General features: G+C 71.3%; 19 protein-coding genes. 16 read left to right on the forward strand and 3 right to left on the reverse strand.

Translation table 11 applies throughout. The features are described from left to right. Window positions 1-292: 292 nt before the first annotated feature. From ACG04Q_RS04235 to ACG04Q_RS04305, 15 genes are all read left to right on the forward strand, one after another. Complete coding sequence (locus ACG04Q_RS04235) at window positions 293-1501, forward strand: EscU/YscU/HrcU family type III secretion system export apparatus switch protein (protein WP_394509587.1); 1209 nt, start codon at window positions 293-295, stop codon at window positions 1499-1501. Window positions 1502-1504: 3 nt separating this feature from the next. Continuing rightward, window positions 1505-1792, forward strand: coding sequence for a flagellar biosynthetic protein FliO (locus tag ACG04Q_RS04240; RefSeq protein ID WP_394509588.1), 288 nt, complete (start codon window positions 1505-1507; stop codon window positions 1790-1792). Beyond that, on the forward strand, window positions 1789-2427 hold the full coding sequence (locus ACG04Q_RS04245; RefSeq protein ID WP_394509589.1) for a GNAT family N-acetyltransferase: 639 nt from the start codon (window positions 1789-1791) through the stop codon (window positions 2425-2427). Before ACG04Q_RS04240 ends, ACG04Q_RS04245 begins: the two co-directional genes overlap by 4 nt. After that, the gene (locus ACG04Q_RS04250) at window positions 2424-3116 is read left to right on the forward strand and encodes a DUF6683 family protein (RefSeq protein WP_394509590.1); all 693 of its coding nucleotides are present in this window, start codon (window positions 2424-2426) and stop codon (window positions 3114-3116) included. Before ACG04Q_RS04245 ends, ACG04Q_RS04250 begins: the two co-directional genes overlap by 4 nt. Before the next feature lie 168 nt (window positions 3117-3284). Continuing rightward, on the forward strand, window positions 3285-3971 hold the full coding sequence (locus ACG04Q_RS04255; RefSeq protein ID WP_394509591.1) for a hypothetical protein: 687 nt from the start codon (window positions 3285-3287) through the stop codon (window positions 3969-3971). A 90-nt stretch (window positions 3972-4061) separates the two neighbouring features. Beyond that, window positions 4062-5252 (forward strand): TolB family protein, encoded by a 1191-nt coding sequence (locus ACG04Q_RS04260; protein WP_394509592.1) that lies wholly within the window; start codon window positions 4062-4064, stop codon window positions 5250-5252. Between the two features lie 85 nt (window positions 5253-5337). Further along, entirely contained in the window at window positions 5338-6096 is a 759-nt protein-coding gene (locus ACG04Q_RS04265; RefSeq protein WP_394509593.1) for a DUF6683 family protein, read from the forward strand. Between the two features lie 43 nt (window positions 6097-6139). Beyond that, a complete protein-coding gene (locus ACG04Q_RS04270; protein WP_394509594.1) occupies window positions 6140-7153 on the forward strand; it encodes a hypothetical protein in 1014 nt (337 codons plus the stop codon). A 119-nt stretch (window positions 7154-7272) separates the two neighbouring features. After that, window positions 7273-7428 carry a hypothetical protein gene (locus ACG04Q_RS04275; RefSeq protein WP_394509595.1) on the forward strand — a complete coding sequence of 52 codons (156 nt, stop codon included), beginning with the start codon at window positions 7273-7275 and terminating at the stop codon, window positions 7426-7428. A 16-nt stretch (window positions 7429-7444) separates the two neighbouring features. Continuing rightward, a complete protein-coding gene (locus ACG04Q_RS04280; protein WP_394509596.1) occupies window positions 7445-8407 on the forward strand; it encodes a TolB family protein in 963 nt (320 codons plus the stop codon). Next, window positions 8404-9387, forward strand: coding sequence for a TolB-like translocation protein (locus ACG04Q_RS04285; protein WP_394509597.1), 984 nt, complete (start codon window positions 8404-8406; stop codon window positions 9385-9387). The genes ACG04Q_RS04280 and ACG04Q_RS04285 overlap by 4 nt, the downstream gene beginning before the upstream one ends. Window positions 9388-9457: 70 nt before the next feature. Beyond that, window positions 9458-10444, forward strand: a complete 987-nt coding sequence (locus ACG04Q_RS04290) for a TolB-like translocation protein (protein WP_394509598.1) — start codon at window positions 9458-9460, stop codon at window positions 10442-10444. A gap of 91 nt (window positions 10445-10535) precedes the next feature. After that, window positions 10536-12167 (forward strand): hypothetical protein, encoded by a 1632-nt coding sequence (locus tag ACG04Q_RS04295; protein ID WP_394509599.1) that lies wholly within the window; start codon window positions 10536-10538, stop codon window positions 12165-12167. Then, the gene (locus tag ACG04Q_RS04300) at window positions 12164-13801 is read left to right on the forward strand and encodes a hypothetical protein (protein WP_394509600.1); all 1638 of its coding nucleotides are present in this window, start codon (window positions 12164-12166) and stop codon (window positions 13799-13801) included. Before ACG04Q_RS04295 ends, ACG04Q_RS04300 begins: the two co-directional genes overlap by 4 nt. Window positions 13802-13810: 9 nt before the next feature. Beyond that, on the forward strand, window positions 13811-14527 hold the full coding sequence (locus ACG04Q_RS04305; protein ID WP_394509601.1) for a DUF6683 family protein: 717 nt from the start codon (window positions 13811-13813) through the stop codon (window positions 14525-14527). Window positions 14528-14541: 14 nt separating this feature from the next. Here ACG04Q_RS04305 and ACG04Q_RS04310 read toward each other — a convergent pair whose 3' ends face one another. The 3 genes from ACG04Q_RS04310 to ACG04Q_RS04320 form a co-directional block, all read right to left on the reverse strand. Further along, window positions 14542-15081: a hypothetical protein gene (locus tag ACG04Q_RS04310; RefSeq protein ID WP_394509602.1), complete on the reverse strand. Its 540-nt coding sequence runs from the start codon at window positions 15079-15081 to the stop codon at window positions 14542-14544. 11 nt (window positions 15082-15092) lie between these two features. Next, on the reverse strand, window positions 15093-16751 hold the full coding sequence (locus ACG04Q_RS04315; protein WP_394509603.1) for an RES domain-containing protein: 1659 nt from the start codon (window positions 16749-16751) through the stop codon (window positions 15093-15095). Window positions 16752-16836: 85 nt separating this feature from the next. Continuing rightward, window positions 16837-17607: a DUF1521 domain-containing protein gene (locus ACG04Q_RS04320; RefSeq protein WP_394509604.1), complete on the reverse strand. Its 771-nt coding sequence runs from the start codon at window positions 17605-17607 to the stop codon at window positions 16837-16839. A gap of 215 nt (window positions 17608-17822) precedes the next feature. Here ACG04Q_RS04320 and ACG04Q_RS04325 point away from each other — a divergent pair, with 215 nt between their 5' ends. After that, window positions 17823-19301 carry a PAS domain-containing sensor histidine kinase gene (locus ACG04Q_RS04325; RefSeq protein WP_394509605.1) on the forward strand — a complete coding sequence of 493 codons (1479 nt, stop codon included), beginning with the start codon at window positions 17823-17825 and terminating at the stop codon, window positions 19299-19301.

Below are 19301 nucleotides of genomic sequence, written 5' to 3' on the forward strand. Positions count from 1 at the left end.
GGGCGGACTATGCGTGCAAGGCTTCACGAACGGCTGACCATTGCAAGCAGACGTAACTGACCAACCCGTAGGAATTGCTCCTTTATGTAGGAGGCCTACCCCCACGTTTACGCGTAGAAACATCTGACCCGTTTGAGGCCTTCTTCAGCAGGCATCGTTCGGCCCCGCAGCGCCTGATTCCCCGCCTTCCGTGGGGTGAAAAGCCTCCCTAGAAGTAGGTCTGGCCAAGACCGCTGCAAACAAGTTTTCACAAACCCCGTTTGCACCCCCTAGAAATAGGTGTTATGCGCCCATGGCCGACGACAGCGGCGACAAGACCGAACAGCCCACGCACAAGCGCCTGCAGGACGCCCGCAAGAAGGGCGACATCGCCAAGGGCAAGGAGCTGACCAGCACCGTCGGCCTGCTGGCCTGGCTGGTGATGGGCGCGCTGTGCCTGGGTCTTGGCGTGGAGCGTCTGGCAGCGCTTTCAGACTCGTTGCTGGCCCGCATCGGCACCGGCTGGCGCGAGGACGGCTTCGGCCATGTGGCGGCGCTGCTGGGCTGGCAGAGCGTGGAGCTGGTGGTGTTGCTGGTGACGCTCCTGTTCGTGCCGGTGGCGGCGCTGGGCACGCTGGTGGAGTACCTGCAGGCCGGGCCGGTGCTGGCGTTCGAGAAGGTGACGCCCAAGATGGAACACCTGAACCCGGCCGCGGGTCTGAAGCGCATGTTCTCGCTGGACAACCTGGTGGAGCTGCTCAAAGGCATCCTGAAGACCGCGCTGCTGCTGGGCATCGGCTGGGCCGTGGCCCACGCGTTGCTGCCCGACGCGATGCGCCTGGCCAGCGGCGGCGACCGGCCCGCACAGCACCTGGGCGCACTGGTGTGGGAAGCCACCGTGAAGGTGCTGGCGTGGACGGTGGCGGTGTTCCTCGGCGTGGCCTTCCTCGACACGTTGTGGACCCGGCATCGCTTCACGAAGAAGCTGCGCATGAGCATGCGCGACATCAAGCAGGAGATGAAGGAGAGCGAGGGCGACCCGCTGCTGAAGCAGCAGCGCAAGCAGGCCCACGCCGAGTGGAGCCAGCGCAACCAGGCGAGCGCTGCACGCGGCGCCAACGCGCTGGTCGTGAACCCCACGCACGTGGCCATCGCGATCGACTTCGAGCCCGGCCGCTTCCCGGTGCCCACCATCAGCGCCAAGGGCGAGGATCACGTGGCCCGTGCGATGCGCGAGGCGGCCGAGGAAGCCGGCGTGCCCATCGTGCGCAACGTGCCGCTGGCGCGTGAACTGCTGGCTCGCTGCGACGAGGGCGAGGTGGTGCCGCCGGACCTGTTCGACGTGCTGGCCGAGGTCATCGTGTGGGCCGACGGCGTGCGCGAGCAGCTCAAGTGGGAGGCCGCGCGCGCCGACCCGCACCGCCGCCACGAGGTCCCCCCCGAGCCGCCGCGCCGGCGGCCCGCGCCCGGTGAAGACCTGACTCCCCACCCCGACCTCGACGCACGCGCCGCGCCCGCCTGACCCATGCAAGACCTGTTGCTCAACCTCGCCAGCACCGTGCTCGCGCTGGCCTTCGTGCTGGCGCTGGCCTGGGTGCTCATCAAGGGCTGGCGCCGCTTGCAGGACCGCGCCGGCACAACGGACGGTGCCGGCGACGCGCTGCGTTTCGTGCGGGCGCTACCACTGGGCGCGCGCGAGCGCGTCGTGCTGCTGGACCATGCCGGCGAGCGCTGGATGCTGGGCGTGACGGCCGGCGGCATCAGCCTGCTGGCGCGCTGGCCCCTGCCCGGCGCGCCGCGGAGCGACGCATGAACGCCTTCAGCCACCACGACGACCGCCTGCAGCTGCGCGAGTTCGGGCCCGGCGACGCGCCGGACATCCAGCATCTGCACGCCGACGCCCGCGTGCGCACGCTGCTGCCCGATGCCCAGCCGCTGCACGACGCGGCCTGGGCGCAGGCCTTCGCCACCTGCCTGGGCGACTTCTACCGCCGCCACCCGGGCCTGGGCATCTGGCGCTGCGACGTGCCGACGCCTGGCGGCCCGCAGTTCGCCGGCTGGTTCAGCCTGATGCCGCTGCAGGCAAGCCCTGGCACCGCAGCGCTCGGCGTGCAGCACGGCGACGCCGAGCTGGGCAGCCGGCTGCTGCCCGCGCACTGGGGCAGCGGCCTGAGCCTGGCCGGCGGCGAAGCCCTGCTGCGCCACGCCTTCGAGCGGCTGCGGCTGCGCGCCGTGTGGGGCATCTGCCACCCCGACAACCGCAGCGCCGCCGCCTGCCTGCGCGCACTGGGCTTCACGCTGCGCGGCCGCGCGCCGTACGAAGGCCAGCTCTCCGAGCACCACGCGCTGGACGCTGCCACCTGGCAGCGCGTCCGCCACCTCAGCCACCGGGAACGCCTGCGCCGCCAGCGCCATGCCGACCCGCAACCCACCCCCGAGCCTGCATGAACACGACCGCTTCCCCCACTCCCTGGCAGACGGCGCTGGGCCAGCGCATCGAGCAGGCGCTGGCCCGGTCGCGCCTGGCCCACGCACCGCTGTCGGATGCCGCCCCTGGCGAGCCCGCAACCCGCTGGCGCCTGCCGCCCCGACCTGCCGCCGACAACCAGGTGGCCGGCGCGCTGGGCGAACTGCTGGGCGGCGCTGCAGCGCAGGCCGAACTCATCGCCCACTGCCTGCAGCACTACCGGCAGCAGCTGGCCGGCGGTGCCCCGGAGGACGACCTGGGCGCCGCGCTGGCCGCCTATCTGGGCGCATGCCGCCAGGCCATGGACCACGAGCCGCTGACCGGGCCGCGCTGGCGGGCCGTCACACAGTGGCTGAAGGCCTGGGTCATCGACGAGCTGCCCTGGGACGACGCGCCGCTCGCCGAGCGCCAGGACGCCTTCGAGCGCTTTGCCGTGCTGGCCGTGGCGCTGGGCGAATGGACCGTGCAGGCCAGCCGCCAGGGCAAGGCCCAGCAGGCCTCGGCCACGTGGATGGCGCGCACCAGCCTGCGCGGCCAGCTGGGGCTGGACCTGCCCGCACTGGGCGCCGCGCTGCGCCACCTGGACATGGCGACTGCGGCCGACCCTAGCGCGGCGCGCGGCGAATTAGGAGCAGCCGCAGATAGGCAGCACGGCCCCGGCCCCGTGTAATGAGTTCCGTCAACGCCGCAGAGTTTGATTCGAGAACCTTCGCGACAAGACACGCAGCGAGCTCGGTGTTTTTCTTCAGTCGCCACCGACCTCAGATGCCTCGCAGAGCAATCAATCACTGCGGCGGTCTCCGCCGCGAAAACTCACCTCACATCTTTGGAGATTGACATGGGATCAGCAGTTAGCAGCGTTCTGGGCGGTGGCGGCTCGGGTGGCATCCTCGGCGCCGTGGGCGGCATCGTCGGCGGCATCTTCGGCGGCCCCATCGGCGCCATGATCGGCCAGGCCATCGGCGGCATGCTGCAGCAAGCCGTCGGCGACGCCACCAAGCAAGCCGTCGACACGCTGCAGAAGGAACATGGCATGCCCAAGTTCCTGGCCAACGAAGTCAAGGCCAAGATCGACGAAGCCGTGCAACAACTGCTGGCCAAGAGCCAGCAAGGCGTGACCCCGGAAGCCGCGGGCCAAGCCAAGGAAGTCGCCGGCGACTGGATGCAGCAATTCATCCAGGACTCGGCCAAGCAGATCGTCGACGAAGTCAAGAAGCAGATGAAGGCCGACGGCAAGAGCGACGGCAAGGCCGGCGCCGAAAGCTGGCTGGTGGCCATCGCCAAGGCCATGGGCTCCACGATGGGCGACCGCGCCGCCAAGATGGTCAAGTTGAGCAACGACATCGCCAACACCACCACCGGCAGCAAGGACCCCGCCAAGCAGCAGGAGTCTGCCAAGCAGATGCAACTGCTGAACGCCGAGTTCCAGGCCACGTCGCAGGAGTTCAGCCTGTTGCAGAACGCCTTCTCCACCGCGATCAAGTCGATCGGTGAAGCGATGTCTTCCGTGGCTCGCAAGCAATAAGTCTCGCCACTCCCTGGGCGCAGGAGGCCGATCGGCCTCTTGCGCTTTTTGCGTTGTGGCTTCCCGTCCCTGTCTCAACCACCGAAGCGCATGAAGTACCGATCCGAATTCCTACGAAGTACCGCACTGACCCTGTCGGCCCTGGCCCTGGCTCTGGCCGTTGTGACCGGCTGCGGCGGCGGCGTAGAAGCCACGCCCACCACGCCGCCGACTACGCCACCCGTCACACCGCCGACGCAGGCTATTGCCACTTATGGCAACACCGTGCTCCCGGGGCGACTGCTGGTGAACGCGCCGGACGGCACGAACGCGCGGCTCATGGACCTGACCACCGGCCGACAGCAGGCCCTGCCCGGCTCCAGCGATGCTGCCGAGGACCGCTGGCAGGCCAATGCCAACGGCACGCTGCTGGTCCGCTGGGCCGACCGCAGCGGCGCATCGGCCTACCCCCTGGCCGTCTTCGGCGCCACCGACCTAGCGCCCAAGGTCTCGCCCGCGTCGATCTCCGGCGTGCTGGGCGCCGCCGACCTGCGCCTGTCGCCCGACGGCAAATGGCTGATGGCGCAATACGGTGACAACTTCCAGGTGCAACGCCGGCTGACCATCTTCGACGCCAGCACGCTGGAGATCCAGAAGCGCGGCTCGCGCCTGGACGACGCGACCGTCATCGGCGAACCGCAGGCGTGGCTGCCCGACGGGCGCTACGTCTACCTCGTGGCCAACGAGCTGTGGGTGTCCTCGCCCACCAGCGCCGACTCGCAGCTGCTGGCCCGCCTGCCCTTGCCGGAGAACTCGGTCTTCGAGGGCGGGGGGTATGTGGCCGGTCACAGCAGCTTGGCCGTCAGCCCCGACGGCACACGCATCGCTTTCACCTGGGAACTCAAGCGAAAGAACGATTTCGATACTCACGTTTTTGTTGCCAACATCGACGGCACCGGGCTGCGACAGCTCACGGCCGTGGCCGATGCCGACAGCGCGCTGCGCTATTCTTTTGACAGCCCCACCTGGTCCCCCGACGGCAAGTGGGTGGCCTTCGTGCTCTACATGAATGGCGCGGTCGTCGCGCCCGTCTGGCCTGACGAGCCGTTTGGCGGCGCGCGCGTCGTCGGCACGACGGGCTGCGATGCGAACCCGGTCTACGTGCTGCCCGCCAGCGCCAGCGCCCCCACCGCCATTGCATGGCCCAGCATCAACCGCGACATCGCGCTGAAGGTGAAGGCGTCGAGTGGCGACTCGGGTCAGTGGGTGTCGACCTGCTCGAACGTCCGCTGGATTCCGTAGCCGCACTGGGCCACAGGCGTGCCGTCGCCACCGTACCGTTGAGCCGCTCGCCGCGGCATCACTGTTGAAGACGAGGATCTCAGCCATGACGATGAACCCTGACCGGCGCTCCCTGCGGCCCAACCCACGCGGCACCCTGCGCGCCTGCGCCCAACGGGCGGTCATCGCGGCGTTCCTGTCAGCCCCCCTTGGGGTGACCTGGGCGCAGGGCTTCGGCGCCACGGACTACCCGTTCTACGCCGCGCCGCAGCTCAGCTTCGCCGCGTCGAACTTCATGAACCTGAGCGTCCTGAACCAGGCGCAGCCTGGCGCCGCGGCCGAGGCGCCGGCTGCCGGCGTGAGCACGGTGGCACCGGAGTCGCCGGTGCCACTGCACACGGCCGACACGTTGGCCCGTGCCTACGCGCCCAAGCAGCCCGCTCCGATGAAGTCGGTGTTGGAACAGTCGCTGGACCTCTTTGCCAAGGCGGCACAGAAGGCGCAGCAGCCGGCCAACGATGTGGCGGTCGCCCTGGCCTTCTTCGTCGCCGCCAACTACGCGGCCTCGCAGGCACAGCCGCTGGTGGCCGATGCCGACTTCCCGCGGCTGGTGGCCCAGATGCGCAGCGGGCTGGCCACCTCACCGGCCTTCCAGCGAACGACGGCCCGGTTGAAGCGGGAGACGTTCGAGCAGCTGGCCATGGTGGGCATGTTTGTCTACCTCGCCAAGCTGGAGCTGGACAAGAACCCGGCGTCGGAGCCCGCCAAACACTTCCGCAACCACGCTCGCGCCAACCTGGCCAGCGTGCTGGGCCCGTCCGCGGACCGGGTGGTGCTGTCGCAGGGCACGCTGTCGTTGCGTTGACGAACTCGGCTGGCACTGCATCCGCGCTCGCCCGGATGGCTGCATGATGCAGAGCCGCACCGGTGATGCCCTCGACGCGATGAGGCGTCGCATCTGCCCGTCCCTGGCGGTGGGCCTGCTGCTTGCGGCCGCCGCGGCAGCCCAGCCCGTGACATCGGGCGCAAGCATGCCCAGCGGAAAACTGTGGCATCACGACAAGAACCTGGTGAGCCGGGAAGGCAGTGCCATCAGCGACATCGGCACCGGGGCCTACCGGGCTCTGGGTGCCCACCGCTTTCCCGTTCCCACACGGGATGGCTCGCGCTACCTGGAAGAGCGATATGACGCCAGCGAGGACACGACCGAGATCTGGATACGCCGCAGCAGCGACGGCGGCGTCATGGACCGCTTCGTCGTCGACGGCGCCATCACCGACGTCGAGTTCTCGCCGGTCAACGCCAACCTGATCCGGATGAACTGGGGCGAGAACGCCCTCTCGTATTCCACCTACGCCGTCTACGACCTGGCCGCCCGTCGGGTGATCTGGGCGGATGACGACCGCAGCCGCACGCAGTACACCGCCTGGCTGCCCGATGGCCGATTGCTCGGCCTTTCCAGTGGGGGCCTGCTGACGGCCATCACCACGACCGGCACCCGCCAGACAACCGTGCTCGGCAACCTGCCGCTGCGCCCGAACCAGCGGCCGCTGGATCTGGTGGTCAGCCCACGGGGACAGCCGCTGCTGGTCGATATCGCCGACGTCGACGACCAAGGTCGGGTGCTGCGGCATGACTACTGGCTCAGCTCGCTGGACGGCCGCGACCCGCAGCAGATCACGGCCGCGGATGGGCGGGCTTCCCATCCCATCTTCTCGCCCGATGGCCAGTTCATCGCGTTCCGGATCGGCTACGGCACGTCCGACCTGGTCTCGGCGTGCGAGTTGCGATACGTCCCCATCTCGGCACGCAACGTATCCCGCACCAGTCGGGCAGCCAGGGAGTTCCGGGGCCTGAAAGACGCCGCCGGCAAGGTCTACCCGCATGGCCTGGGTTGCGAGCTGCTGGCCTGGCTGCCTTGACCGTCCTGCGGTCTGGCGGCGCGCCGCTCGCGCGACACGACCATGGGATTGCGAGCACCGCCCGCGCGCGCCAGCATGCGCCCCGCCAAGCGTCACGACACGGCGCTGACCATGTGACCATGACATCCACGATGAGCAGACAGCTGGCCCGCCTGGCGGTGCCGTTGATCGCAGCAACCAACCTGCGCCAGTCCGCACGCGCGAACCTGCATGTCCTGCTCGGCAATGCTGTCGACACCGTGCGCTTCACGCCGCAAGGCCTGCGGCTGCGCTGACGTGCGGCGCCCGTCGATGCCCCGCCGGCTGCCGCCACTCGCGCTCGCCCTGGCGCTGGCGGTACCGGCCGCCGCCGCGCAGGGCTTGGCGGGCAAGGTCTGGCACTCGTTCAGCGACCTCGGCAATCCCGCCGGCACCTTTGCGATGAACCCGAACACGGGTGAATCCGTGCGCGTGCAGGACCGCCAACACGGCATCCCCTGGCCGGACGGCACGCGCCACGTCAGCGTGGACTACACCTCCAGCGGCAGGTCGGGCGACACGCGCTTCACCGTGAGGCGGACCGCCGACCAGTCGGTGCTGGTGGACCAGACCGTGGATGGCGACTTCAGCACGGTCACGCCCTCGCCCGCCGGCGCCAGCCGCATCCTGGCGCGCTGGAGCCAGAACACCGTTGGCCAGCGCGCCGTGGTCGTGTGGGACTTCGACCAACAGAAGCTGCTCTTCGCCACGCCGCCCAGCGACACGCCGGATGCCATCGCGTGGATGCCGGACGGCACGCTGCTGCGCGCGCAGCGCTCGGGCGCCATCAGCCGGATCACACTCGGCAGCGCGGAGGCGCCGCTGGGCACCGTGAGCTGGCCCGAGTCCCGCGTGCCGCTCAATGCCTTCGTCAGCCCGGATGGCACACAGGCGCTGGTGCAGCTCGTCAAGCTGCGGGAGTCCGGCCGCGTGGACAGCTCCGACCTGTGGATGATGGACTTGCGCAGCACGCGGCTGCGGCGCTACACGAACAACGGGCTGGTGCCGTATGCCGTCTGGTCACCCGACGGCCGCACGGTCGCCTTCGCCAAGGACACGGGGTATTCGTGCAGCGAGGCCACGTGCTACGGCAGTTGCACCGTCTGGCATGCGCCGTCGAGCGCCTCCGACGTGCGGGCACGCGCCACGAGCGGCGACGCCCGCGAGTTCCCGCTGAAGCGCCCCGACGGCTCGACAACGACGCTGCGCTGCCCCGTGGTGGCCTGGACGCGATGAAGTTTCTCGCCGCCACCGCGATGTGCGCATCGCTGCTGCTCGCTGCCGCGCCATCCGCCGTGGCGGCTGGCCTGGGGCGGCTGCTCCTCAGCCTGCCCGACAAGCCGCTGGCCCAGCTCGCCGAGCTGGACCGCCCCGCCCCGCTGGCGGACCACCCCGACGCCAACGCCAAGGGCTCGCGCCACGACAGCCACAACCGTCTCTACTTCAAGCTCACCAACACGGGCTTCAAGCAGGACACGTTCACCGTGTTCTCGGCCGCCACAGGGCAGGTCGCCTACGAAGCCCGTCAGCTGCCGCGCGTGTCGGAGGCCGCCCCGGCGCCGCACGCGGACGGCGTGTTCTCGTTCGTCATGCTCGACATCGCCAGCGACGCGGGCGTTTTCACGGTCGTTGACCTGGCGCCGCCGGCGCGCGTGCTGGCCAGCAGCAAAGGCGCGGTGGGCCAGTTCCTGCACTGGTGGATGCCCGACGGCTCGCTGGCGCGCCTGCACGCCCACACCGGCGAGCTGTCGACGGCACGCGTGAGCCTGCAGGGCCCGCAGCAAGTCATCGCGTGGCGCACGACGGGCCAGGTCGCGCCGCCGCTGCCGGGCGCGCTGTTCGGCGAGGCGGCACTGTCGCCACGCGGGGACGAACTGCTGTTGTCCACCGTGGAGGCGCGCACGCGGCGCACGGACCTGTGGATGCTGGACCTGCGCAGCGGCGCGCTGCAGCGCATCACGCGCGACGGCTTCCTGTCCTTCGTCATGTGGTCGCCCGATGGCGCGCTGCTGCTGCTGCGGCGGGACAACGTGTCGCACATCGGCAGCACGGTGCAGGGCCAGTGCTCGTACTGGCTGGCGCCGCGCGACGCGCGCGAGGTCTCGGGCGCCGTGCCCGGCCAGCCGCATGCCACGCTCAGGCAGGTGCTGTACGACGCCGGCCTGAGCGCGCCCGCGTCGCTGCCCTGTGGCCGTGTGTCCGCGTGGCTGCGGTAATCCTCACGGCGCGCAGGTGATGACCAAGGGATTGCCCGGCACCGGGGTGCGCCGCGAGCATGCCGCCCCGATGACTGCGACGACCTCCCCGCGCGCCTGGCGCACCGCCCTTGCCCTGCTGGCCGCCCTGCCGGCGCTGCTCGCCGGCCCGGCGCGTGCCGCCGGCGCGCCGCCCACCGGCCTGCTCTGGCACAACAGCTACATCCTCGATCACCACAGAGGCGTGCAGGTGTCCGCGCTGGCCGGGGGCAAGCCGGTGGAAATCACGAACAGCAAGGACATGGACGTGTCGGCCTGGCCCGACGGCCGCCAGTTCATCGTGACCAAGCCCGACATCTACCGCCGCATCACGTCGTTCGTCGTCATGACGCCCGACGGCAAGGCGGTGCTGTCGGGGGATGTGGACGGCTATGTGCGCGACGTCGAACCCTCACCGACGGACCGGCGGCTGGCCAAGGTCCGCCGAGGGGAGAGCCCGCTGGCGCCATTCGAGGATCAGGTGCTGGACCTAGCCACCCTGCGCACGCGCTACCGCATCGCCGACGACGACTGGTTCGCGTGGATGCCGGACGGCCGCTTCATGCTGATCAGCATCAAGACCGGCCGCATGCGCATCGCCAGCCTGGACGGCGGGCCGGAAGCCGCCGTGGGCCAGCTGACGCCGCCCGCGGACCGGCAGATGGGCGCCTTCGCCGTCAGCCCGACCGGCCGAGAGCTCATCATGAAGATGCCGCGCCGCAACGCCGTGCCGCGCGAGGCCGACCTGTGGATCGCCAGCATCGACGGCTCGCGCCTGGAGCGCCTCACCGAGGCCAAGGCCATCGGCTCGGCACTGTGGTCGCCCGACGGACGCTTCGTGGCCTACACGGTCGATAGCGGCCACTTCTGCAGCACGGCTGGCTACTGCGTCGGCAGCTGCGACCAGTGGTACACGCCCGCCACGCTGCGCGGCGTGCGCGGCTTCAAGGGCGAGCCGGGCAGCGAGGCGTTCCAGGTGAACAACCGGCAGGGGCAGCGCCAGGAACTGGGCTGCGAGGTGCTGGCCTGGACGCCATGACCCACGCACTGACGAGCAGGGGATTGCCCGCAGCACCCCGCCCCCCGAGCATGGCGCCCGCCCGCTGAGCGCGAACGAGTTTCTTCACCGCATGCTGTTTCATCGCCTGGCCGGCACGGCCTTCCTGTTTGCCCACCTCGCGGCACCGGCAGCGCCCACGTCGCTCGCGGGCGACCCCGAGGCGCTGACGCAGCTCGTCAACGCCGTCAGCCTGGACGTGATGTCCGAGGCCTCGCTGGAGGCCTGCGAGGCCGTGGGCGCGCCCGCGTTCGAGGCCATGCGCACCGCCTGGGTCGCGTGGCGCGAGCAGCACCAGCTGGCGCCGCTGCGCTCGGTGGTCATGAGCCTGAAGCGGCGCAACAACCGGTCCGCGCCGTGGAGCGACATCACCGATCCGCTGCGCGAGCGCGTGCTGAGCGACCCTGCGCCCGACAAGGCCTGCGCGGCGCTGGCGCGCGACTGGCAGACCGCCGGCCTGAACGTCAGCGCGATGTTCCCGCAGGCGCGTGCAACGGCAAAGGCCGTTGTCATGGAGAAGCTGGCGCACGCGCCCACCCAGCCCGAGCTCTACGCCGGCACGGCGCGGGGCCAGGTGTTGCTGCCGACGCAGATCGAGGCGCTGGCGGCGCAGAACAACGGCGGCTGGTCCGACCTGTCGGAGCAGGCCGCCGAGCGCAAGCTGGGCTGGGTGTTCGTCAAGGGCCGCGTGAAACGCTGGTCGCGCGACCCCGACCGCTTCAGCCTCGTGCTGGACCAGGGCGAACGCATCTCCGAGGCCGAGGCCTACCTGCGCTTCGACGCCGAGTCCTGGGTGGGCCGCGAGATCGTCGTGCGGGGGCTGGTCACGTCGCTGCGCTCCTACGCGCTGACGCTGGAGAACGCCGCGCTCGTGACCGACCCGTCGGGCCTCACGCCGTCGCCGCTGGCGCAGCAGCCGCTGGGCCGCAAGGACGTGCTGCTGCAGCGCGTGATGCGCCCGCCGGGCAGCGGCCTGGCGGACAAGGACCTGGCCGCCGTCGTCATCCACGGCCAGTCCGACTTCAGCAACGGCACGCGCTGGGAGGAAGACGTGCGCTTCCTGCTGAAGGACGGCACTGCCTACCGCCGCACCGAGATGCCACCCGACCAGCTCGACGTGGCCGCCTCGCGCAAGCTGGAGCCGCAGCAATGGGCGCGCTGGCGCAGCAACGGCAAGGCCTACGACATGCAGGCGCAGGACGTCGACGGCCGCCCCGCGGGCGACTGGAAGCCGCAGCAGCACCATGCCGTCAAGCCCTGGCCCCAGGGCACCCGGCTGGACGGCTACTTCAGCCGCGACACCTTCAGCGGCAGCCTGGCACTGGGCGGCGTGTCGTCCACGCGCGCCATCCGCTTCACGCGCGACGGCCGCTTCGAGCGCAGCTACAGCTCGCTGGGCACCTCGGGCGGCATGGCGGCCATGAACGGCGCCGTCATCTCGGCGTCGTCGCGCGGCGACGGCAAGGGCAACAGCAGCACGGCCGGCGGCACGGTGAGCGGCGCCGGCGGCACCGTGGGCGCCACCAGCGGCACCACCACGCGGGACGACGGCGCCAGCCGCCGCGGCCGCTACCAGCTCGGCGGCTACGTGCTGACGCTGGACTACGACGATGGCCACCAGGAGCGCCTGCTCAGCTTTCCCGTGTACGCGGATGGCGGGACCGTCTACGTGGGCAGCGGCAGCCTGACAAGGAGCGACCGATGAAGCGCCTGTTGACGAGCCTGGTGCTAGTGGCCGCCCAGGCCGCCACGCCCGCCGCCGGCCCGCTGGTGGCCGACCGCGCCGCCATGGAGCAGCTCATCAGCGCGGTGAGCCTGGACGTGATGACCGAGGCCTCCGTGGAGGCCTGCAGCGACATCGGCGCGCCGTCCGCCGCGCAGGCCCGCGCGGCCTGGACTGCCTGGCGCGAGCGCCACCAGGTGGCGCCGCTGCGCATGGTGCTGATCTCGCTCAAGCAGCGCGACAGCAGCAGCGTGCCGCCGTGGAGCCGGCTCACCGAGCCGATGCGCCGGCGCGTGCTGGCCGAAGCCCAGCCCGACAAGGTCTGCGCCGCGCTGGCCGGCGACCTGCAGGGCGCCGCCATGGACGTCAGCGCGCAGTTCCCGCAGGCCCGTGCGGTGGCGCAGGGGCTGCTGCAGATCAAGCTGGCCTACAAGCCCACGCTGCCGGACATCGCGCCGGGCGTGCCGCGGGGCCAGGTCCTGCAGCCCAGCCAGATCCCGGCGCTCGTCAAGCAGCACGGCCGCTGGACGGCCGTCTCCGAAGAGGCGGCGATGAAGAACCTCGGCCTGGTCTACGTGAAGGGCCGCGTGGAGCGCCACGGCAGCGACGGCGATCGCTACCGGCTCGCGCAGGACCAGGGCGAGCGGCGCTCGGCGCACACGATCTCGCTGGACGTCAGCGCCGAGCCCTGGGTGGGCCGCGACGTGGTGCTGCGCGGCGTGTTCTCGTCGCTGGACAACGCCTATGCCAACCTCGCCGCGGCGGCGCTGGTCACCGACCCGTCGGGGCTGGTGCCGTCGCCGCTGCCGCAGGAGGCGCTGGAGCGCAAGGAGGTGCTGCTGCAGCGCGTGACCGCCCCGCCCGGCCAGGGCCTGCCGGACAAGGATCTCGTGGCCGTCGTCATCCACGGCCAGGCCAACAATGTCAACGGCACGACGTGGGAGGAAGACGTGCGCTTCCTGCTGAAGGACGGCACCGCCTACCGCCGCACCGCGATGCCGCCCGACCAGCTCGACGTGGCCGCCTCGCGCCGGCTGGAGCCGCAGCAGTGGAGCCGCTGGCGCGGCGCCGACCAGCGCTACGAAATGCAGGACCAGGACGACGAGGGCCGCCCCGACGGCGGCTGGCAGCCGCGGCAGCACCACGCCGTGAAGCCCTGGCCCAAGGACACGCGGCTGGACGGCCGCTTCAGCCGCGCCAGCTTCACCGGCAGCCTGGTGCTGGGCGGGCGCTCGTCGTCCGAGACGATGCGCTTCACGCGCGACGGCCGCTTCGAGCGCACGTTCAGCGCCATGTCCAGCACCGGCACGCTGGCCGCCACGCTGAACAACACCGTCATCGCCGGCTCGTCGTACGCCGACGGCCAGGGCAGCAGCAGCGTGGGCAGTGGCTCCGTCGGCACCGGCCCCGCCGGCGGCCCGGGCGGCAGCGCCGGCGCCTACAGCGCGCGCCGCGCCGACGACGGCGCCAGCCGCCGCGGCCGCTACCAGCTCTCCGGCTTCACGCTGCTGCTGCAGTACGACGACGGCCACCAGGAACGGCTGCTGAGTTTTCCCGTGCAGGACGACCGCAAGACGGTCTACGTCGGCAACGGCAGCCTGAGTCTCGACCACTAGGAGTTTGAATTGCCCCTCCGCAAGATCCTCGCCCTCACCACTCTCGCCTGCGCCGCGCTGGGCGCCAGCGCCCAGGTGGCGCCCTCCGTCAGCCTGGCCGAGCAGATGCGCGGCATGCTGGGCAAGCCCCCGGCGGGTGCCGCCCCGACTGCTGCCCCCGCGCCCGCCTTCACGCCCGCGCCGGTGATCACCTCCGGCGTCATCGGCCTGGGCGCATTCAACGCGCCCATCGTCGCCAGCGGCCCGGCGCAGCTGCACCAGTCGGCCACCGAGCTGGCCCAGCGCTTCCCGGCCGCGCACCGCACGGCCATGACCAAGGCGTTCGAGGAATCGTTCGTGTTCTGGCAGAAGCTGGAAACGCAGCTGGGCCTGACGCCCAACGACGTGGCCGCCGGCGTGGCCGCCTTCATCGCCGGCAACTACTCGGCCTTCATGCAGCAGCCGGTGCCGGACGAGCACTTCAAGTCGCTGGTGCTGCAGATGCAGGGGCTGCTCGCGCGCAACGCCGCGTTCACGCAGGCCAGCGCCGCCACCAAGCGCACGATGTTCGAGCAGCTGGCCATGGTGGGCACCTTCATGGTGGTCTACCGCGAGCACCTGAACCAGAAGCCCAGCCCCAACGAGGAAGTCAACTTCCGCAATACCGCCAAGGCCAACCTGGAGGCCGGCGTGGGCCTGGCGGTGGAGCGCATCCAGATCGGGCCGCAGGGGTTGGTGGTGCGCTGAGCCCGGCCTTCAGGTCAGAGGAAGTCGCCCTTGGCGGACGCCTCCAGCCGCCACAGCGCGTCGCCCAGCCAGCGCTGGCGGCGCGCGCCGTGCAGCGCGGCGTCCGCGCGCATGCCGGCGGCCCATTCGTGCGCCAGGCGGGTGGCGGCCGGCACGTCGCCGCCGCACAGCCGCTGCGTGAGCACCCAGAAGTCCGCGTCGCCGAAGGCCTCGGGCACCGGGCTGCGCAGCAGCACCTCGGCCTGCGTCCACGGCGTCTCGAAGAACGGCTGCGCGGGGTCGAACAGCCGCGGCGCATAGGTCGCGCCGCGCACATCGCTCACCGGGGCGGTGAAGAACAGCATCTCGCCGGCGCGGCACTCCCGCGCCACCCGCGGCCGCCACCAGCGCCGGGCGGGCTGCCACGGCCACAGGTTGCCGGGCCAGAGGGGCGCGCCGCCCAGCGCGTGCGGCGCGAGCAGCGCGCGGCGCTGGGCCTCCGGACAGCCCGGCCAGGCCTGCGCCAGGTCGGCCTGGAGTTCCGGCGGCAGGGTCTGCAGATCGAGGGCGGCCATCGCCACCAACCTTACCAAAGCTTGATGGCGCTCCAGGCCTTGGCCGCGCCGCTGCCAACGGCATCCAGCCCGGCGGTGAGCCCGTCCTTGAGGCTGCTGGTGAAGCCGGTGGCCTTGTCGAGGGCGCCGATGGCGTAATGCGCGCCCACGCCCACGCCGAAGCCCACCACCGCGCCCACCGCGGTGCCGGCCACCGGCACGACCGACCCGACCGCCGCGCCCACACCGGCACCGGCGGCGCCGGCGGCGAAGGCGGTGCCCGTGTCCACCACCGTGTTGGCCACGGCGCGCGTGCCGCTGATCTGGCCGGCCCGGTAGGCCTGCACGTTGGTGTAGCCGCTGACGCCGCCCTGCACGAGGGCACCCACCGCGCCGCCCGCCTTGATGACGCTGGTGTGGCGGGCCAGCACGTCAAAGCCCTTGGCGGCGGCGCCGCCGAGCACGGCACTCTTGCCGGCGTCCTGCACCACCTGGCCGGCGTTCACCGACTCGCCGCGGGCCGCGCGCACGCCGGCGTCCACCAGCGTGGCCGCAGCGCCGCCCACCGCGCCATAGCGCGTCGACGGTGCGCGCGGATAGCCCTCGCGGGCGCCCGTCAGCGCCTGGCGGGCGCGGTCCAGCCGCGTGTCGCCGCGGCCTTCCAGGCCCTCGTTGGCGGCCGACAGCGGCCGACCCGGGGCATCCGCGGGCGCGAAGCTGCGTGCATCGTTGGTCGTGTTGCGCACGACGGGCGGGCGCACGCCCGCCTGCTTGTCCAGCAGGCCATCGCGATAGGTGCGCGCATCGGCCGGCATGGGCTGGACGACGCCGGCGGCCGGCAGCTTGGCCACCACCGCGCCGTCCGGGCCGTGGCGCGTGACCGACAGCGGCGTGACCTGGTCGGGCCGGGTGTTGCGGCTGACGATGTCGATCTGCTCGCCACCAACGGCCGCCGGCGCGCGCAGCCCGCTGGCGCCGTTGTCCGACGCGCCCTTGCCGGCCTGCTGCGGCAGCGTGTACGGATGCTCGCCGGTGAGCTGGTGCAGCCAGCTGGGGTGGTCGCCCCCCTTGGGCTGCACCAGCGCCGCGGCCGGCAGCCGGGCGGCGCGCGCCCCCTCGGCCATGTCGGCCACGCCGCCGCGGCCCTGCGCATCCGGCGTCGCGGTGTAGCGCAGCTCGACGACGCTCTTGTTCTTCAGCGGATGCTCACCCGGCGCGGCGTAGACCGCGTTCTCGCGCAGCAGGCCGGCGGCGTCGGGCGCTGTGTAGATCATGCCCTGGCCGCGCGCATTGCTGCGGCCGGGGCCGCCGTACTCGTGGTTCAGCGCACCGGCCTCGTAGTCCGTCCTCGTCGCACGCAGCACGTTGGCGTCGAACGCGTGCTGCGGCGCCGCGCGGCCGGCCTCGTAGGCGCGCTGCTGCAGCGACTGCACCAGGCCTTCGCGCCCGGCGGCACCCGCCACGCCCGTCAGCGCATTCGCGACGACGGCCGGCAGCACGACCGGCTGGCCGGCCGGCAGCGAGCGGGCCTGCGCGAGATCGGGGTTGGCCTCGCGCAGCGCGGCCTCGTCAACCCCGTGGCGTTGCGCCACATCGGCCAGGCGGTCGCCACGTTGGGCATAGACGACGTCAGGGGTGGACGGCGCGGGAGGGGTGGGCCGCCAACCGGCGGCCTCCAGGGCTTGGGGCATGGGGAGCTCCTTGCAGCAGGGGCAGGAAGAACACGGGGCCGGCAGCCGGTGCGGTGGCACCGGCCGCGGCCCCGTGGCAGGCGGGTCAGAACTGGAAGCGGAACACCGTCAGCGAGAAGCGGTGCGCGTCACGCGTCTGTGGCTCGCGGGCCTCGTTGTTGACGGCCGAGGCCAGCGCGCCGAGGAAGGCGCCGCTGAACGACACCGACAGCAGGCTGCTGAACATGCCGATCAAGTCGCGCGCGAAGTCGCCGGCGCGGGCCTGCGTGGCGGCGTCCACGCCCGGGTTCAGCTTCAGGTCGGTCTTGTTGATGTAGGCCTGGTCGACCTTGTGGATGTTGCCGCTGGCGTCCACGCCCAGGTAGCCGGCGCCGGCCGGGTTCTCCTGCAGCACGTTGCCGTCGTCGTGCGTCCAGTCCAGCACCTCGCCGTAGCCCTTGGCCTCGTTGATCTTCAGGTCGCCGACGGTGCGGGTGTCCACGCCGCTGATCTGCACGCCGTAGTCACCGTTGGTGATGTTGACCTTGCTGGCCAGCGTCATGTTGTTGCCGGCGTCCACGGTCTCGATGGTGACCTTGGTGCCGTCCTCCAGCTTGAAGGTGGTGGTGCCCCAGAAGTCGAAGGCGTGCTTGCCGTCAATGGAGACGTGCGGGTCGCCCCAGATGTTGGTGGTCTCGCCGGTCTTCTTGTTGAAGATGTTGACGTTGTTGTCGTCGCCCGCGGTGATGCGGTAGTTGTCGTTCTCGAACACCGCCTTGCCGCCGCTCATGTGCGTGCTGGCGTTGGTCGGGTTGGACGGGTCGGCGGCCGCCGTCGTGTTGAACGAGGCGGCGCTTGTGGCCTGGATCGTGGTCATGGAAAGCTCCTCTGAGATGTCTTCTTCAGTCGCCCGGGCATTGCACGCGCAAGCGCCGCCACGCGCCAGCTGCGGCCGCCCGCAATTCGGGGCGGCCGCAGCTAGGGTCCGCCGCAACGGCGGCGGGCGAGATGACGCGCGCCAGGCCGGATAGCCAAGCCCGGCCACACCTGCTGTAATGGTCCTAACCGGCAGACCGAGGGAGGACCGTGCGAATGCCAGACGAAGCCCTCGCGCTGATGGCCCGCGAGTCTCCGGACGCGCTGATCCTGCTGACGCCGCAGGGCCGCGTGGTGCACTGGAGCGGCGGTGCCGGCACCGTCTTCGGTTACGAGCTGAGCGAGGCGCAGGGCCGCCCGCTGAGCGAGCTGGTCATCCCCGCCGACCGCGTCGACGAGCAGGCCCAGCGGCTGGCCGAGGCGTTGGCCGACGGTGGCGGCACCTACGAGTCGGTGCGCCGGCGCAAGGACGGCTCGCTGCTGTATGTCGACGTGTCCACGCGCCGCGTGCGCGCGGCCGATGGCGCGGCGCTCATCCTCGCGGCCGAAAAAGACGTCACGCACATCAAGGTGCTGCGCGACGCCAAGCTGATGGAGGCGCGCTTTCGCGACCTGCTGGAGTCCATGCCCGACGGCATCGTCATGGCCAACGCCACCGGTCACATCGTCATCGCGAACAGCCAGGCCGAGCGGCTGTTCGGCTACGACGCCGGTGAGCTGCGCGGCCGCACGGTGGAGACGCTGCTGCCCGAGCGCTACCGGCACGCCCACGTGGGCCACCGCTCCAACTACTTCCTGCAGCCGCGCAAGCGTGCGATGGGCTCCGGGCTGGACCTGGCCGGCCTGCGCAAGGACCGCAGCGAGTTCCCCATCGAGATCAGCCTGAGCCCGCTGCGCACCGAGGAGAGCTCGTTCGTCATGAGCGCCATCCGCGACGCCAGCGAGCGCAAGCGCTTCGAGAAGGCGCTGCAGGAGAAGAACCAGGAGCTGGCCAACGCCAACCGCGCCAAGGACAACTTCCTCGCCGGCATGAGCCACGAGCTGCGCACGCCGCTGAACGCCATCATCGGCTTCACCGGCACGCTGCTGATGAAGCTGCCCGGGCCGCTGAACGACGAGCAGCACAAGCAGCTGCGCACCGTGCAGTCCAGCGCGCGCCACCTGCTGGCCCTCATCAACGACCTGCTGGACGTGTCCAAGATCGAGGCCGGCAAGGTGCAGCTGGCCTTCGAGGCGGTGGACTGCCAGGCCGTCGTCGACGAGGTCGCCGCCGCGCTGCGGCCGCAGGCGCTGGGCAAGGGGCTGGCGTTCGACGTGCACGCGCCCGACGCCCCCGTCGTGCTGCACACCGACCGCCGCGCGCTGAGCCAGATCGTCTTCAACCTGGCCGGCAACGCGATCAAGTTCACCGAGCAGGGCCACGTGAGCCTGACGTTGCGCGTGCTGCCCGGCACCGGCCCGCAGCGCGCCGAAATCCGCGTCGACGACACCGGCATCGGCATCCCGCCGGCCGACCACGACAAGCTCTTCGCCGCCTTCAGCCGCGTCAACGCCGCCCGGCCCAATGCGCCGGACGGCACCGGCCTGGGCCTGCACCTGAGCCAGAAGCTGGCCGAGCTGCTGGGCGGCAAGATCGTGTTCACCAGCGAGAGCGGCAAGGGCAGCAGCTTCTCGCTGCTGCTGGGAGGCGGCTGA

The sequence above is a fragment of the Pelomonas lactea genome (genome assembly GCF_043555885.1).
In the GTDB taxonomy this organism is placed as follows: Bacteria; Pseudomonadota; Gammaproteobacteria; order Burkholderiales; family Burkholderiaceae_C; genus Pelomonas; species Pelomonas lactea.